The organism is Methylobacterium sp. J-026, from assembly GCF_022829585.1.
Lineage (GTDB): Bacteria > Pseudomonadota > Alphaproteobacteria > Rhizobiales > Beijerinckiaceae > Methylobacterium.
Genome location: NZ_JAKSYC010000033.1, coordinates 35,407 through 49,091, shown reverse-complemented (window position 1 = coordinate 49,091; position 13,685 = coordinate 35,407). Strand labels below are relative to the sequence as shown.

The 13,685-nt window shown below is 71.5% G+C and carries 11 protein-coding genes and 1 pseudogene; 10 read left to right on the top strand and 2 right to left on the bottom strand.

The window, feature by feature from the left end:
* The first annotated feature begins 232 nt into the window (after positions 1 to 232).
* On the top strand, positions 233 to 454 hold the full coding sequence (locus tag MKK69_RS01535; RefSeq protein ID WP_243964908.1) for a hypothetical protein: 222 nt from the start codon (positions 233 to 235) through the stop codon (positions 452 to 454).
* 12 nt (positions 455 to 466) lie between these two features.
* Here the strand turns inward: MKK69_RS01535 and MKK69_RS01530 are convergent, their stop codons facing one another.
* Both MKK69_RS01530 and MKK69_RS01525 read right to left on the bottom strand, forming a co-directional pair.
* The gene (locus tag MKK69_RS01530) at positions 467 to 625 is read right to left on the bottom strand and encodes a DUF3606 domain-containing protein (protein ID WP_243964907.1); all 159 of its coding nucleotides are present in this window, start codon (positions 623 to 625) and stop codon (positions 467 to 469) included.
* A gap of 711 nt (positions 626 to 1,336) precedes the next feature.
* Positions 1,337 to 2,395: a CorA family divalent cation transporter gene (locus MKK69_RS01525; protein ID WP_243964906.1), complete on the bottom strand. Its 1,059-nt coding sequence runs from the start codon at positions 2,393 to 2,395 to the stop codon at positions 1,337 to 1,339.
* A gap of 270 nt (positions 2,396 to 2,665) precedes the next feature.
* On the opposite strand from MKK69_RS01525, the pseudogene MKK69_RS01520 reads away from it, so the two are divergent.
* From MKK69_RS01520 to MKK69_RS01480, 9 genes and pseudogenes are all read left to right on the top strand, one after another.
* Positions 2,666 to 4,087: pseudogene (locus MKK69_RS01520) on the top strand (carbohydrate porin).
* Positions 4,088 to 4,786: 699 nt separating this feature from the next.
* Positions 4,787 to 6,712 (top strand): methyl-accepting chemotaxis protein, encoded by a 1,926-nt coding sequence (locus MKK69_RS01515; RefSeq protein WP_243964905.1) that lies wholly within the window; start codon positions 4,787 to 4,789, stop codon positions 6,710 to 6,712.
* Complete coding sequence (locus MKK69_RS01510; RefSeq protein ID WP_243964904.1) at positions 6,705 to 8,183, top strand: chemotaxis protein CheW; 1,479 nt, start codon at positions 6,705 to 6,707, stop codon at positions 8,181 to 8,183. Before MKK69_RS01515 ends, MKK69_RS01510 begins: the two co-directional genes overlap by 8 nt.
* Positions 8,180 to 9,286: a chemotaxis-specific protein-glutamate methyltransferase CheB gene (gene cheB, locus MKK69_RS01505; RefSeq protein WP_243964903.1), complete on the top strand. Its 1,107-nt coding sequence runs from the start codon at positions 8,180 to 8,182 to the stop codon at positions 9,284 to 9,286. The genes MKK69_RS01510 and cheB overlap by 4 nt, the downstream gene beginning before the upstream one ends.
* The gene (locus MKK69_RS01500; protein WP_243964902.1) at positions 9,286 to 9,828 is read left to right on the top strand and encodes a HEAT repeat domain-containing protein; all 543 of its coding nucleotides are present in this window, start codon (positions 9,286 to 9,288) and stop codon (positions 9,826 to 9,828) included. Before cheB ends, MKK69_RS01500 begins: the two co-directional genes overlap by 1 nt.
* A 4-nt stretch (positions 9,829 to 9,832) precedes the next feature.
* Positions 9,833 to 10,696 carry a CheR family methyltransferase gene (locus tag MKK69_RS01495; protein ID WP_243964900.1) on the top strand — a complete coding sequence of 288 codons (864 nt, stop codon included), beginning with the start codon at positions 9,833 to 9,835 and terminating at the stop codon, positions 10,694 to 10,696.
* Positions 10,689 to 11,087, top strand: coding sequence for a response regulator (locus tag MKK69_RS01490; protein WP_243964899.1), 399 nt, complete (start codon positions 10,689 to 10,691; stop codon positions 11,085 to 11,087). Before MKK69_RS01495 ends, MKK69_RS01490 begins: the two co-directional genes overlap by 8 nt.
* The gene (locus MKK69_RS01485) at positions 11,084 to 13,354 is read left to right on the top strand and encodes a chemotaxis protein CheA (protein WP_243964898.1); all 2,271 of its coding nucleotides are present in this window, start codon (positions 11,084 to 11,086) and stop codon (positions 13,352 to 13,354) included. Before MKK69_RS01490 ends, MKK69_RS01485 begins: the two co-directional genes overlap by 4 nt.
* Positions 13,351 to 13,623, top strand: coding sequence for a hypothetical protein (locus MKK69_RS01480; protein ID WP_243964897.1), 273 nt, complete (start codon positions 13,351 to 13,353; stop codon positions 13,621 to 13,623). Before MKK69_RS01485 ends, MKK69_RS01480 begins: the two co-directional genes overlap by 4 nt.
* Positions 13,624 to 13,685 lie beyond the last annotated feature (62 nt).

The window sequence follows — 13,685 nt, the reverse complement described above, 5'->3', positions numbered from 1 at the left end:
GCGCCCCGCGACTGCGAGAACACCATCATACAGCCGGGCCACGAGCAATCTGTCGCTGAACACTTGTACGAGGATGGTCGAGGTGGTCTCTATGAGGCAGAAATTTAGGTGTTGCACGCCAAGATGAATTACTGACGAGTGGATCGACGTGCGGTTCACCCACAACGCAACCGGGCTCAACCTGACGATGAGTTGGCCGAAGTGGAAGCTTGGGCGTGGCTAGAACTATCTGGTGGAGTTGGAAGCCGGCTCGTCGGTGCTGCAGTTAAAGGACGTGCGGTTCGTAGAGGCGCTTAGACTGACTGACGCGCTCGACGTGAAGGGCGAGGGCACGATCATCAAGGTTGCGCTGGCCAAGAGCACGGCCGGCCTGGACCGTCTGGAGGTGTGCTACTGCAGGAACGGCTCGGCCACCGAGACCAATCCGTTCGTCGCCCCCACCCGCAAGCTGTGAGCGGTCCCGGCCTCAGCGCCGGAGGTGGCCGCGCAGTGTGCTGACGCGGCTGCCTACGAGGCGCACGGCCTTGCGGAGTTGCTCCTCACTAACCCCGAACAACTTGGCGTAGGACTCGCGGCTGGACCGGTCGTGGATGTCGGGGTGAGTGCGTTCGGTCTTGGTAGCCATCGGTGTTCGCTCCCTGACACGCCTCCCGAAGGAGCGCCGTCGACTGTGGGATCAACGCGACCTCACCCTCCGTGTTGCGACCCAAACAGACGCGTTCCGCCGGTCATGCACAGGTTCCGCGGGCGATCCAACGAACGGAAGCGTCTCGCCGTTATGCAGGTCGACCTCGAGATCGACCTTGAAGAACCGGAGAGATGCCACGACCGGAGCCTGCCCAGTCCGGGTGACCTCGCTTTCATATCGGGTGTGAAACTCATCCGAAATGGCGCCCAGGAAGGAATGCAACCAATGACGCTTGGCGCTCTTCTTCTCGTATTCACCACATCGAACATTTCGTCGGCCGCGCCCGTCGGATGATCCGTGTTCGCGAAGGCCGCAGCCATGATCCATTGCAATCATTACCAAGGTGGCGAAGCCCGACCGGCCCTTACCGAAGTCGCTCGGGTACTGTCGAGGCGAATGGTACCTCCCGCGAACGCGGACCTCCCGTCGCGCCTGGCCGAACTCGTCGTCGTGCTGCTCGCACGCGATGGCGAGCGCGGCGACCGTCGTCCGGACGCCGGAATCTGTCGTCCGGACGACGCTTGAGAAGTCACAGTTCCAAATGGCGAGCCTTCGGACAGCCGCTTCGTTCCCAACGAGATGCGCGGCATCGGAACACGGCCAACGGAAGCGATCCGCTCACGGTCAGAACGATCGCGAAGGGTATGCTCACCCCCTGGGTGGACGAATGCCGAGCAATCGTATGACGGCAAAGGCTAGGACGGCCGATGCCAAGCTGAGGCCGCACACGGAGAGGAAACTGCGCGGATCGTCGCCCAAGGGCAGCCCCTTCACGTTCATCCCGAACAAGCCGGTGACGAAGGTCGGCGGCAGGAACAGCGCCGACAGCACCGACAGGACGTAGAGCTGCCGGTTCGTCGCCTCGGCGATGCGTTCGGACACCTCCTCTTGCAGCAGCCGAGCCCGCTCCGCCTGCAAGGTCATATCGCGGTCTAGCGCATCGAGGCGCTGCGCGAGCCGGGCCGCCGCCGCGACCGCCGGCCCGTGGACGTCGTCCGTCGCCCCGTCCGTCTCCAGCCGGTGGAACACGGCGGCGAGGCCGGCGATCTGCCGATGCAGGCGCACCGCGTTGCGGCGGACCGGCCCGAGCCGGCGCCGGTCGTCGCGGGGCCGTCCGTCGAGGATGTGGTCCTCGATCCCGTCGAGTGCGTCCGAGAGCCTCTGCCCGGTGGTGGCCATCGCCGACACGACGTGCCCGACAAGGGTCTCAAGGAGCAAGGTCGGCGAGGCGACGGTGTGGCCCCCCTCGACCGCCGCGCGGGTCGCGTCCGGGCTTTCCGCCGGTCCGCGGCGGCCGCTGACGAGGCTGCGTGGTCCCAAGACGAAGTGGAGCCTGCCCGCAGGGACGGGCTTGGCTCCCGGGCGGGCGAGGTCGGCGACGACGCCCCCGACGTGGTCGGCCTCGACAGTGATGCGCTGGTGCTCGTCGGGCGCGAACACGGCGGTGGCGAGCCGGGTGGGACCGAACCTGCCTTCGCTCGCCCGACCGACCAGATCCGCCGCATCCAGGTCGTAGTGCAACCACAGGAACCCGCCGCCGAACGCGTCAAGGTCGCTCGCCGCCTGCGCCGGCGGGACGGACCGTCCCCGCCCGTCCGCGTCGAACGCCATGGCCCAGAGCGGCTCGCCCGGCCGGGTCGGCCCCGCGATGCCCGTCGTGGTCGAGGGCGCGGCGCTGGCGTCCACCGGCGGATCCGACGGCTTCATGGGTGATCCAATCGATGAACGGCCCGGTGACGGCGGGCCGATGAGAGCATGAAAACTTTGAGTGGTGGCGCCGCACCCGTATGGTGCCCCCCGTATCCAAATCGAGAGCGACCGACGAGCCGCATGGGCGCCGCACCGGACATTCGAGCGGCTCGTCGGTTCCCAGGGGTCGGCATCCTGCCAGACATCTCCACCGAACGCGCGTGGCGGCCGTCCGTCCATGGGCGCTCCGGGCACGTGCGAGCCTCGCGCGATACGCTCGCCGTCGCGCTGATCGTCAGCCTCGCACCCATCGCCGCGGTCGCCCAGTCCGCGAATACCGGCGCCGGCGGCGACCCGCGCACCTCGGTCGCCCAGCCCGAGGTGTCCGGCAAGCCGTCGGCGGTGGCGACGACCTCGATCCAGTCCGTGCTCGGTGACGCGGCCGATCCGACCGGTCTGCGCCGCTTCCTGTCCGACCGCGGGATCGTCCTCAGCTTCAACGCCATCGCCGACATCCTCGGCGGCACGCGCCGGACCGCGACGGTACTCGGGCGGCTCGACATGCAGCTCGACGCCGACCTCGACCGCCTCGCCGGCTGGCACGGCGCCGCGTTCCGGGTCGAGGCCTACCAGATCAACGGTGCCGGGCTGTCCCGGGCAGCCGTCAACGACCTCGCCGTGGTCAGCGAACTGGAGGCGCTGCCGTCCACCCGCCTGTATTAACTCTGGGTCGAGCAGCAGCTCCTCGACGGCCAATTGGCGGTCAAGCTCGGGCAGGTGGCGGCCGACACCGAGTTCCTCGTCAGCCAGACCGCGACGCTGTTCATCAACTCGACGTTCGGCTGGCCGACCATCGCCGGGACCAACCTGCCGAGCGGCGGCCCGGCCTACCCGTTCGGCGCCCCGGCGATACGGGCCAAGTACCTCCCGACGCCGAACCTGTCGTTCCAGGTCGGGCTGTTCGACGGCGACCCGGCCGGACCGGCGCGGGCGTGGAACGACCCGGACCCGCAGCGGCGGAACCGCACCGGCACGAACTTCCGCTTGTCCGACCCGGCGTTCCTGATCGCCGAGGTCGCCTACGCCTACAACGTCGAGGAACGGGCCCGTACCGGCCAGGTCCTGGACGAGCCTGGGACGGTGACGCTCGGGGGCTGGCACCATTTCGGCCGGTTCGATTCGCTGCGGGTCGACGACACCGGTCGCTCGCTCGCCGACCCCTCCACCAGCGGGGTCGCCCGCAGGTTCCGGGGCAACGACGGCCTCTACGGGATCATCGACCAGACCGTGTACCGCGAGCCGGACGACGCCGGGCAAGGCGCCAGCGCGTTCGTGCGGGCGGTGACATCGCCGGGCGACCGCAACCTGATCGACCTCTACCTCGACGCCGGCATCGGCTACGGTGGGCTTCTGCCTGGGCGGTCGAACGACACGGCGGGCGTGGCGGTGTCGTACGCACGCATCTCGCCGTCGGCCCGGGGCTTCGACCGTGACACCATCCTGGAGACGGGCATCGCGATGCCCCGGCGGCGGTTCGAGGCGCTGGTCGAGGCGACTTACTAGGCGGTCCTTGGTCCGGGCGTTACGGTGCAGCCGAACCGGCAGCACGTCTTCCATCCGGGCGGCAACATCCCCGACCCGCGCGACGCGCTCGGGCGGCGGATCAAAGACGCCACGGTCGTCGGCATGTGGGCGACGCTGACCTATTAAGTGGTGCCGAACGTTGCTCATGGCCCACCGGTGGGCACTGTGCGCCCGGTACCCGCGAAGGGTTTGCTCAGGACCGATGCCACCATCGCGCGGCGTCGCCAAGGGCATACAGTTGGCATGATCGAGCAAGTCAGGGACTGCCATTCCGATACGGTGAGCAAACGGCTGGGTCATGGAGCCTGGGGGGGCGCCGACCGATTGCTACCGGCGGCCAGGCCCAGTGCGTTTGGTCGGGTCGAGCGAGCTGTAAGCCTGAACGATCACCTGCGCCGACGACCCGCCGAGGGTATGGCCGAGAGACGATCCTGGACGACCGTCGCGACGGCACACCGTTCCGGAGCGGGCCCTGCGTCAGTCCCGTATTTGTTTCGGGGATGCCTGCAGAACTTCCCAGCCAACCAACTCGACGGCACCCGCCGCCAATCGCGAGCGTACGTCTCGTTGACGGATAGGCACGCTACCGAAACCGGTCGGAGGCTGTGCATGCCTCCGCTCTGACGGCAGGGCCAGGACCGCGTGAGCGTCGGCGGGGGGCACGCAGCGTCCGGGTGAAATGTACGGATGACGCACGTGCCCACCCGTTGTCCCGGCCTTGTCCTTGACCGGCCCGTGTCCCGGCTTACAAGCCGAACTCCATTTCCGAACCATCCTCGGCCTTGCTCCCCGCGGGAAGGACGGTCGAACGCGGGCGAGACGTCGATGTCGTTGGTGAAGAGGACGCGGCTCTCGCCGCAGGAGGCCCCCGCCGAGGTCGTCGCGTCGGCCCCTGTCCCGGCGCCGGCCGCCACCGCGGGGCGTTCCCGCGAGCGGTCGCGCGCACGGCGGCAGAAGGCGGCGGAACGGCTCGCGGCGGCCACCGAGGAACTCGCCGCGGGGGTGACCGAGGCGTCGTCCGCCGCGGAGGAGCTGCGCCGCTCGATGGAGCAGATCGCGGCCGGTGCCGAGGAGGCCGCCGGGGCAGCGCAGGAATCCCTCGGGGCCATCGGCGGCATCGTCGGGCGCCTTGCCGAGGCCCGGGCGCGGGCGGACGCCTCACGGCAGTCCACCGCCGCATTCCAGACGCTCCTGGCGGAAACCGGCATCCAGATCGTCTCCTCCGTCGCCGCCGTGCAGGCGAACTCGGACCGGCAATCGGCGACGGTCTCGCTGATCGAGCAACTCGACCGGGGGGCCGCGAGCATCGGCGAGATCACCGGCACCGTCGAGCACATCTCCGACCAGACCAACCTGCTGGCGCTGAACGCCGCCATCGAGGCCGCCCGCGCCGGCGAGCACGGGCGCGGCTTCGCCGTCGTCGCCGACGAGGTGCGGGCGCTTGCCGAGACGTCCGAGGCAAGCGCGGCGGAGGTCCGGACGCTGTCCGAGGCGATCCGCACCGAGGTCCGGGGCGTCGGCGAGATCATCCGCGCCGCGGCCCGGGCGGCGTCGACGGAGGTGGAGGCAGGCGGGCGCGTCACCGTCAGGCTGGAGACCGCGCGTTTGGAGTTGGGGTCGGTGTCGGAGGGGGCGCAGGCCATCCTTGCGGCCGCGGTTGAGGCCGAGACGGCCGTCCGCGAAGCGCAGCGCGGCGCCGAGCAGATCGCCTCCGCCGCCGAGGAGCAGGCGGCCGCCGCGGGGGAGGCCCAGCAGGCCGTGGCGCAGCAGGTCCAGTCGCTCGACCAGGCGCAGACGACGGCGCAGTCCCTCGCCGGTCTCGCCGACGACCTGACGGGGAGCGGATCGGTGCAGGCTCGCGCCGAGGAGGTGGCCTCGGCCGCGGAGGAGCTGTCCGCGACGGTGCAGGAGCTCTCCGGCGCGGCCGGCGAGATCCTCGCCGCCATCGATCAGATCAGCCGCGGGACCGCCGTCCAGAGCGCCGCGGCCCAGCAGTCCAGCGCCGCGATGGCGCAGGTCGAGCGCAGCGCCGCGGTGTTCGGCACCAACGCAACCACCGCCCGCGAGAGCGTCGCAGGGATCGGCGCCACCCTGGGCGACGTGCGCTCCGCGGTAGGCTCCCTGGCGGACGGTGTGGAACGGTCGCTCGACGAGACCCGGGCATGCCTCGCCCGCATCGGCGAGCTGGAGGGCAGCAACCGCCGCATCGACAAGATCGTCGGCTCCATCGCCCTCGTGGCGGTGCAGGTGAACATGCTCGCGGTCAACGGGTCCATCGAGGCGGCCCGTGCCGGAGAGGGCGGACGCGGCTTCGCTGTGGTGTCGAATGACATCCGCGCGCTCGCCCGCGACGCTGCGGAGAACGCCGAACGCATCCGCGACACGGTGCGGGACATCCAGGACGGGGTGGCCGCCGTCCGCCGGGCCCTTGAGCAGGTCGTCACCGCGTCCGAGACGGAGGTCCAGCGCAACCGCGGCCTCGTCACCACACTCGTCGGCGTCGGGGACGACGTCGCGAAGCTGGAAGCCGGCAACGCCGACGTGCTGTCCGGCGCAGACGCCATCGTCATCGCAGCCCGGGAGGGGCTGAAGGGGGCGCAGCAGATCGCCGCCGCCGCCGAGGAGGCCGACCGCGCCTCCGGTGAGGCGGCGACGGCGGCGCGCCAGCAGTCGCGCGGCGCCGAGGACCTCGCGGCGAGCATCGAGGAGATCGCATCACTGGCCGACGAGCTGCAGGCCGTCGATGGCTGAGGCAGCCGGCACGGGCGGCCCACGCTACCTCGTCTTCAAGCTGGGGCCGGACGATTTCGCCCTCGACCTAGGCGTCGTGCGCGAACTCATCCGGCCGCCCCGGCTGACGCGCGTGCCCGGCGCCCCCGCCGCATTGGCCGGCCTGGCCAACCTCCGCGGCCTGGCGCTTCCGGTGCTCGACCTGCGCCGCGTCATGCGGCCCGACGCGGAGCCCGCCGCCGAGCCGACCCGCGTCGTGGTGGCAGAGGCGGGCGAGCCCGTCGGCCTCATGATCGACCGCGTCCTGGCGTTCTCCGGCAGCGCCGGGGCCAACCAGGGGGACGACCAGCCGGGAAGCCGGCGCATCGCCGCGTCCGTCGGGTCGGGGCGAGCCCGTCTCATCGACCTGGCCGCCCTGGTCGCCGAGGCCTTTCCCGAACGCAAGGCCCGTCCTGCCGCACCTTTCGCCGGGCTTCGGACGACCCGGGATGGCGATGGCGGCGCCGCGGAGCGCATCGCCCTGGTCTCGTTCAACGCCGCCGGCCGGTCCTACGCCCTACCGCTGGAACGGGTCGCGGAGGTGCTGGCGCTGCCGTCGGACATCGTTCCCGTACCCCGTGCCGGCGAGGCCGCGATCGGCGTCGTGGCGCGGCGCGGCGGCGTACTGCCGTTGCTGGCCCTGCCGACGCTGCTGGGCCTCGTCGCACCCCGGCCGGCTCCGGACGCGCGCATCGTGGTCGCGCGGATTGGGGGAAGCGAGGTCGGGCTGGTCGTCGACGCCCTGGGGCCGATCCTGCGGCTCGCACGGGATGCGGTCGACCCCGTGCCGGCGGCCTTGGGCCGGGGACGCGCGACAGCCGTCGAAGCCATCTGCCGCGTCGACGGCGATGGGACGCTCGTCTCCGTTCTCTCGACCGACCGTCTCCTGGAGGGAACCACCGTGACCGCCACGCCGCCGCGATCCGCCGACGCCACCCAGTCGGACGGCGCGGCCGGGGTGCGAACAGAGCAGTTCGTCGTGTTCGACGTCGCGGGCGAGAGCTACGGCGTTCCGGTCGCCTCCGTGCGGGAGGTGCTGCGCGTTCCCGCGACGATGACGCGCCTGCCCCGTTCACCCGACATCGTCGCCGGCGCCATCGACGTGCGAGGGACCGTTCTGGCCATCGTCGACCAGCGCCGGCGCTTCGGCTTGCCCCCGGGCGAGGACGGGCCCCGGCGACGCATCGTCGTCCTCGAAGCGGCAGGCAATGTCGCCGGCCTGCTCGTCGACGGGGTCTCGCGCATGCTGCGGCTGGAAGAGACGGCCATCCGGCCGACGCCGGGACTTTCGGATGAGGCCGGGAACGCGTTCGCCCGCGTCGCGACGCTCGACGACGGCGGGCTGCTGCCCATCGTGAACGCGCAGGCCCTCCTGGCTGGGACGGAGCGCAGCGTGCGGGCGGCGACGAAGACCCTCGCCCATCGGGCGCCGGGGTTGGACGCCCCGGCATGATTCGGCTACTGGTCGTCGACGACTCCGCCCTGATGCGCAAGCTCCTGGGCGGGGTGTTCGCGGCGGAAGGGGACTTCGAGGTCGCCTTCGCCCGGGACGGCGACGAGGCTCTGGCCGAGCACGCTCGCTTCCGGCCGGACGTGATCACCCTCGACGTCAACATGCCGGGCCTCGACGGCCTCGACTGCCTCGACCGCATCATGCTCGACCGCCCGGCGCCGGTGGTGATGGTGTCGTCGCTGACCGCGGACGGCGCCGAGGTCACCCTGGACGCGCTGAGCCGCGGCGCGGTGGACTTCGTCGCCAAGCCCGGGGGCGCCGTCTCGCTGGAGATGGACCGCCTCGGCCCGCTGATCGTGCAGAAGGTGCGCGCGGCCGCCCGTGCCCGCCTGCGCCCGACGCTGCGCCTTGCCGAGCGCATCCGGGCCCGGACCGGACGGACGGACGGTCCCTCGCCCAAACCTTCACGGAGCCCCGCACGGACGGCATCGCCCGAACCGTGGACCGTCCAGCCGCCCATGCCGAGCTCGGTTGGGGGCATCGTGCTGGTCGGCACGTCCACGGGCGGGCCTCCCGCCCTCGACGCGCTCCTCTCCGGCCTGCCGGCGGACTTCCCATGGCCGGTCGTTGTCGCCCAGCACATGCCGGGCAGCTTCACCGGACCCCTCGCCCGGCGTCTCGACGGTCTGTGCGCCCTTCGGGTCCAGGAGGCGTCGCGCCCGATGCCGCTGGCCCCGGGCAACGTCTACGTCGGCAAGGGGGATGCCGATGTGACCCTCGCACGCCGCCCGTCCGGACTCATCGTGCAACCGGTGCCGACAAGGGCCGAATACCCCTGGCATCCCAGCGTCGACCGCCTGGTGGCCAGTGCGCTCGACCTCGTCGAGCCGGGGCGCCTCGTCGGCGTCCTGATGACGGGCATGGGGCGGGACGGGGCGGAGACGATGGCCGCCCTGCGGGCGCGGGGCGGCCGCACCATCGCCGAGAGCGAGGAGACGGCGGTGGTCTGGGGCATGCCGGGCGAGTTGGTCCGGGCGGGCGGCGCCAGCGTGGTCGCCCCGCTCGAAGACATCGCCGACGCCCTCCTGAGGATGGTGCCCTGATGCCGCTTGTCCGCCGCGACCCACCCGGACTGCCAAAGGCCGAAACCGCCACGCCGACCGTCCGGTCCGCGGAGGAACTCGGCACAGCCCTGGGATCGGAGCGGGACCTGCGCGGGCGCGAAGCCCTCCTCGCGGCGCTCCTGGCCCTCGCCGACGCGTCCGCCGCGAACGCGCTCGCCCGGCACCTACGGTCGGAGGATGCCGGGCTGCGCAATGCCTGCATCGAGACGCTGCAGGCCATGCCCGCCGCGGCCCTCCCGGTCCTCCCGGGCCTGCTCGTTGATCCGGACCCGGACGTGCGGCTGCTCGCGACCGAGGTCGCGCGCGCTCAGCCGACCGAGGTCGCGAGCGCGTTGCTCGCCCGCCTGCTTGAGGGGGAGACCCACCCGAACGTCTGCGGCGCCGCCGTCGAGGTGCTGGCCGAGGCCGGGACGGCGGCGGCGCTGCCGGCGCTTCGGGCCGCCCGGACCCGGTTCGCCTCCGAGCCGTTCCTGCCGATGGCCATCGACATGGTGCTCGCCCGCATCGGCGCGGGGCGCTGAACGCGTGTCCGATACACCGTCGCCGGTCACAGACGCCGATTTCGCGCGATTCTGTGAGTTCCTGTACCGCCGCACCGGCATCCTGTTCACGCCGGCGAAGCGCTACTTCGTGGACCGGCGCCTGAGCGAGCGCATGCAGGCCACCGGATCGCGGTCGTTCGCGGTCTACCTCGCGCGGCTTCGGTCCGACGCGGACGGCGAGGTGGAGCGGCTCATCAACGCCTTCACCATCAACGAGACCTATTTCTACCGCGAGGACCACCAACTCCGTTGCTTGACGGCGTCCCTGCTCCCGGAGACGGTTTCCCGGAAGGCCGCCGGCTCGACGGTGCGGATCTGGTCGATGCCTTGCTCGACGGGCGAGGAACCGTACTCGGTGGCGATGTGGCTCCTGGAGAACTGGCCGGAGGTCGACCGCTACGACGTCGAGATCGTCGGCTCGGACATCGACACGAGGGCGCTCACGGCGGCCGAGGAGGGACTGTACGGCGAACGTGCCCTGATGCGGCTCAGACCGGACCTCGTCGCCCGCTACTTCGTCCGGGAGGAGACCCGCCTCGGCCCGGGATGGCGCATCCTCGACGACCTGCGCGGTTCCGTGCGCTTCACGCCGTGCAACCTGACGGACGCGGCGGACATGGCCGCGCACGGCCGGTTCGACGTCGTGTTCTGCCGGAACGTGCTGATCTACTTCGACGATGCATCCCGGCGCATCGCGGCGGACCACATCTACGACGCCCTGGTCCCCGGCGGCTTCGTCTGCCTCGGCCACACCGAGAGCATGAGCCGGATTTCACCGTTGTTCAGGGTCTGCCGCTACGATGACGCCATCGTCTATCGAAGGCCGCGGGAGGGCGAGCATGTCTGAGGCCGGAATCGGAGATCCCCCGCGCGTCCTCCTCGTCGACGACGCGAGCCTCGTGCGGCTGTACTATCGCGGCACCCTGGAGCGGGCCGGCTTCGTCGTGGATGAGGCGCTGAACGGCATCGAGGGCCTGGAGCGCGTCCTGACCGCAACCTACGACCTGCTGGTCGTCGACGTGAACATGCCGAAGATGGATGGCCTCAGCTTCCTGCGGGCCCTGCGCGGGCGGGAGCCCGGGGTTCGCACGATCCCGGCCCTGATGACCAGCACCGAGGCCGGCGACGGGGACCGCGCGGCCGCGCGGGCGGCCGGCGCCAACTTCTACCTCTTGAAGCCGGTGCCCGAGGGAGCACTCGTCGCGCATGCCCGGGCGCTCGCGGGACGGCAGGCGTGAACGACCTGCTCGAACAGTTCCTGGTCGAAACGCGGGAGCTCGTTCAGTCCGCCACGGAGGACCTGCTGGCCCTGGAAGGCAGGCCCGGCGACGCGGAGGCCGTGAACCGGGTGTTCCGGGCCTTTCACACGCTGAAGGGCTCCGTCGGCCTGTTCGATTACCCGCCATGGTTCGCGCTCCTGCACGCGGCCGAGGACGGCCTATCCGCGGCCCGGGCCGGGAACCTGGCGGTCGACGCGCGCCTGATCGACCTGTCGCTGGAGGCGCTTGACGCCACCGCGCGCTGGTCCGACGCCGTCGAGGCGACGGGACGGTTGCCCGACACCGCGGCCGGCGAGTCGTCGGCGCTGGCCGAGCGGTACCGGTCGCTCCTATCGCCCGGCCCAAGATCCACGACGGAGGCAACGGGGGCCGTTCCCGACTGGGCGGCCCGCTTGGTCGCATCCATGGCGGAAGCGCCCGCGGGCCCTTCGACGGCGGTCCGTTACCGGCCGCGCGGCGACTGCTTCTTCTCCGGGGACGATCCCCTCGGCCTCGTCCGGAAGGTGCCGGGCCTGCTGGCCGTGTCGGTCGAGCCGGCCATGCCCTGGCCGCCGGACGGGGAGTTCGACGCCTACGCCTGCAACCTCGACATCACCTTGCTCGCCGGGGCCCCGCGCCCGGAGGTCGAGGCGCCCTTCCGCCTGGTTTCCGATCAGGTCACGGTCGTCGACGTTTACGCGACCGGCACGGCGAGGCCGTCGTCCGCATCCGCGATGGACCCGGTCGTGGCGGCCATCCTCGGGGAACAACTCCTGGCGATGGCCGCCCCGGGCGACACGGAGACGGCCCACGGCCGCCTCGAAGCCTGCGCGCGGTCGGCGGCGAACGCCCTTCGGTCGATTGGCCGGGATGCAGATGCCGAGCGGTGCCGCGAGGCGCTGGAACGCGGGGCCGCGTCCCTCGGTCCTGCCATCGAGGCGGCGCTGGCCGGAGGGGGCGCGACCGGTCCCAGGAGCGATCGGGAAGCGTCCGGCGCCTACGAACGTCCGTCCGGCGCCCACGGCGGGGGCACGGCGCGCACGCTCCGGGTCGATGCCGTCCGGGTCGATGCGCTGGTGAGCCAGGTCGGCGAGCTCGTCGTGGCCCGCAACGCGCTGGGCCGCCTCGCGGCGCGTGCCGAGGCGGGCGAGAACCCGGTCACGCTGGCCCGGGCGATCCGCGAGGCGGACGCCGACATCGGCCGTCTCGCGACCTCGCTGCATCGCGACGCGGTATCCCTACGGCTCATGCCCCTGTCCGAGGTGTTCCGGCGCTTCGCCCGACCCGTTCGCGAAGCCGCTCGCAGCCTCGGCAAGGAGGTCCGCCTCGACTTCGAGGGGGAAGGTACGGAGGCGGACAAGGGCATCGTCGAGAACCTGTTCGAGCCGCTGCTGCACGTCGTGCGCAACGCCGTCGATCACGGGCTTGAGGACACGGGGACCCGCCTACGCCTCGGGAAGCCCGCCGCCGGCCGCATCAGCATCGCGGCCGGACAGGACGGCGACGGCATCGTCGTGTCGGTCTCCGACGATGGTCGCGGGATCGATCCGGCCTTCATCCGCCGGCGCGCCGTCGAGCGTGGCCTGCGCTCGCGGGACGCCGTGTCGGCGATGGACGACGTCGCCGTCACCGACCTGATCTTCGCGCCCGGCTTCTCGACGGCCGGCAGCGTCGGCGCGCTCTCGGGCCGGGGGGTCGGCATGGACGCCGTCAGGGCCGCCGCCGAGCGCATGGGCGGACGGGTCTCGGTCGAGAGCCGCGCGGGCGCGGGTACGACCGTCGCCCTGCATCTCCCGCGGACGGTCGCCCTGGCCCGCGTGCTCGTGGTCGGGATCGGCATCGAATCGTACGGGTTCGCAATGGACGCCGTGGATGAGGTCGTCCGGGTCCCGAGGTCGGCCATCCACGCCGTCGCCGGGGGCGCCGCGACCGTCCTGAGGGGCCGGACCCTTCCGGTGTTGCGGCTCGCCGACCTGCTGGACCGTCGATACAGTGCCGGCATCGCGATGGAGGCACTGCTCCTCGTCGTCCGCGCGGACGGTCAGACCGTCGCGCTGGAGATCGACCGCCTCGAAGACCGGTTGGACGCCGTGGTGCGCGCCCCGTCCGGCCTCGTCGGAACCGTGCCCGGCGTGGGCGGCACGACCACCCTCGGCGACGGAACCGTCCTGCTCGTCGTCGATCCCGCTGCGCTGCTGGCGAACCTGGCATTGGTCGGCCAGGGAACCTCCGGGGATGGAAGATGACGGTCACGCTTCTGGCGGAAGACGGAACGAACGGAACGATCCGCCTGGAGGGCACCTGTTCGGTCGAGGACGCGGATACGCTCGCCTCGCTCATTTTTGAGGATGCGGGCCGGACGGTGGACTGGGCTGCCTGCACGAGGATGCACACCGCGGTCTACCAGGCGCTGCTGCGCCTGCGACCCGTCGTCCGCGGGACATGCGGAGACACCTTCGTCGACCGGTGGCTACCCCCGCCCAGCCCGGAAAAACGCGGCGCGACGCAAACTTAGCGCTATGCCCCGGCGAGGTCCCGACGCATAAATGGCGCCATCGCCACGCATCCGCCCGCAAC

Coding starts and splice junctions, on each gene's coding strand:
- cheB (WP_243964903.1), top strand. CDS start 8,180: ATGATTCGGCTACTGGTCGTCGACGACTCCGCCCTGATGCGCAAGCTC.
- MKK69_RS01500 (WP_243964902.1), top strand. CDS start 9,286: ATGCCGCTTGTCCGCCGCGACCCACCCGGACTGCCAAAGGCCGAAACC.
- MKK69_RS01490 (WP_243964899.1), top strand. CDS start 10,689: ATGTCTGAGGCCGGAATCGGAGATCCCCCGCGCGTCCTCCTCGTCGAC.
- MKK69_RS01525 (WP_243964906.1), bottom strand. CDS start 2,395: ATGAAGCCGTCGGATCCGCCGGTGGACGCCAGCGCCGCGCCCTCGACC.
- MKK69_RS01510 (WP_243964904.1), top strand. CDS start 6,705: ATGGCTGAGGCAGCCGGCACGGGCGGCCCACGCTACCTCGTCTTCAAG.
- MKK69_RS01480 (WP_243964897.1), top strand. CDS start 13,351: ATGACGGTCACGCTTCTGGCGGAAGACGGAACGAACGGAACGATCCGC.
- MKK69_RS01515 (WP_243964905.1), top strand. CDS start 4,787: ATGTCGTTGGTGAAGAGGACGCGGCTCTCGCCGCAGGAGGCCCCCGCC.
- MKK69_RS01530 (WP_243964907.1), bottom strand. CDS start 625: ATGGCTACCAAGACCGAACGCACTCACCCCGACATCCACGACCGGTCC.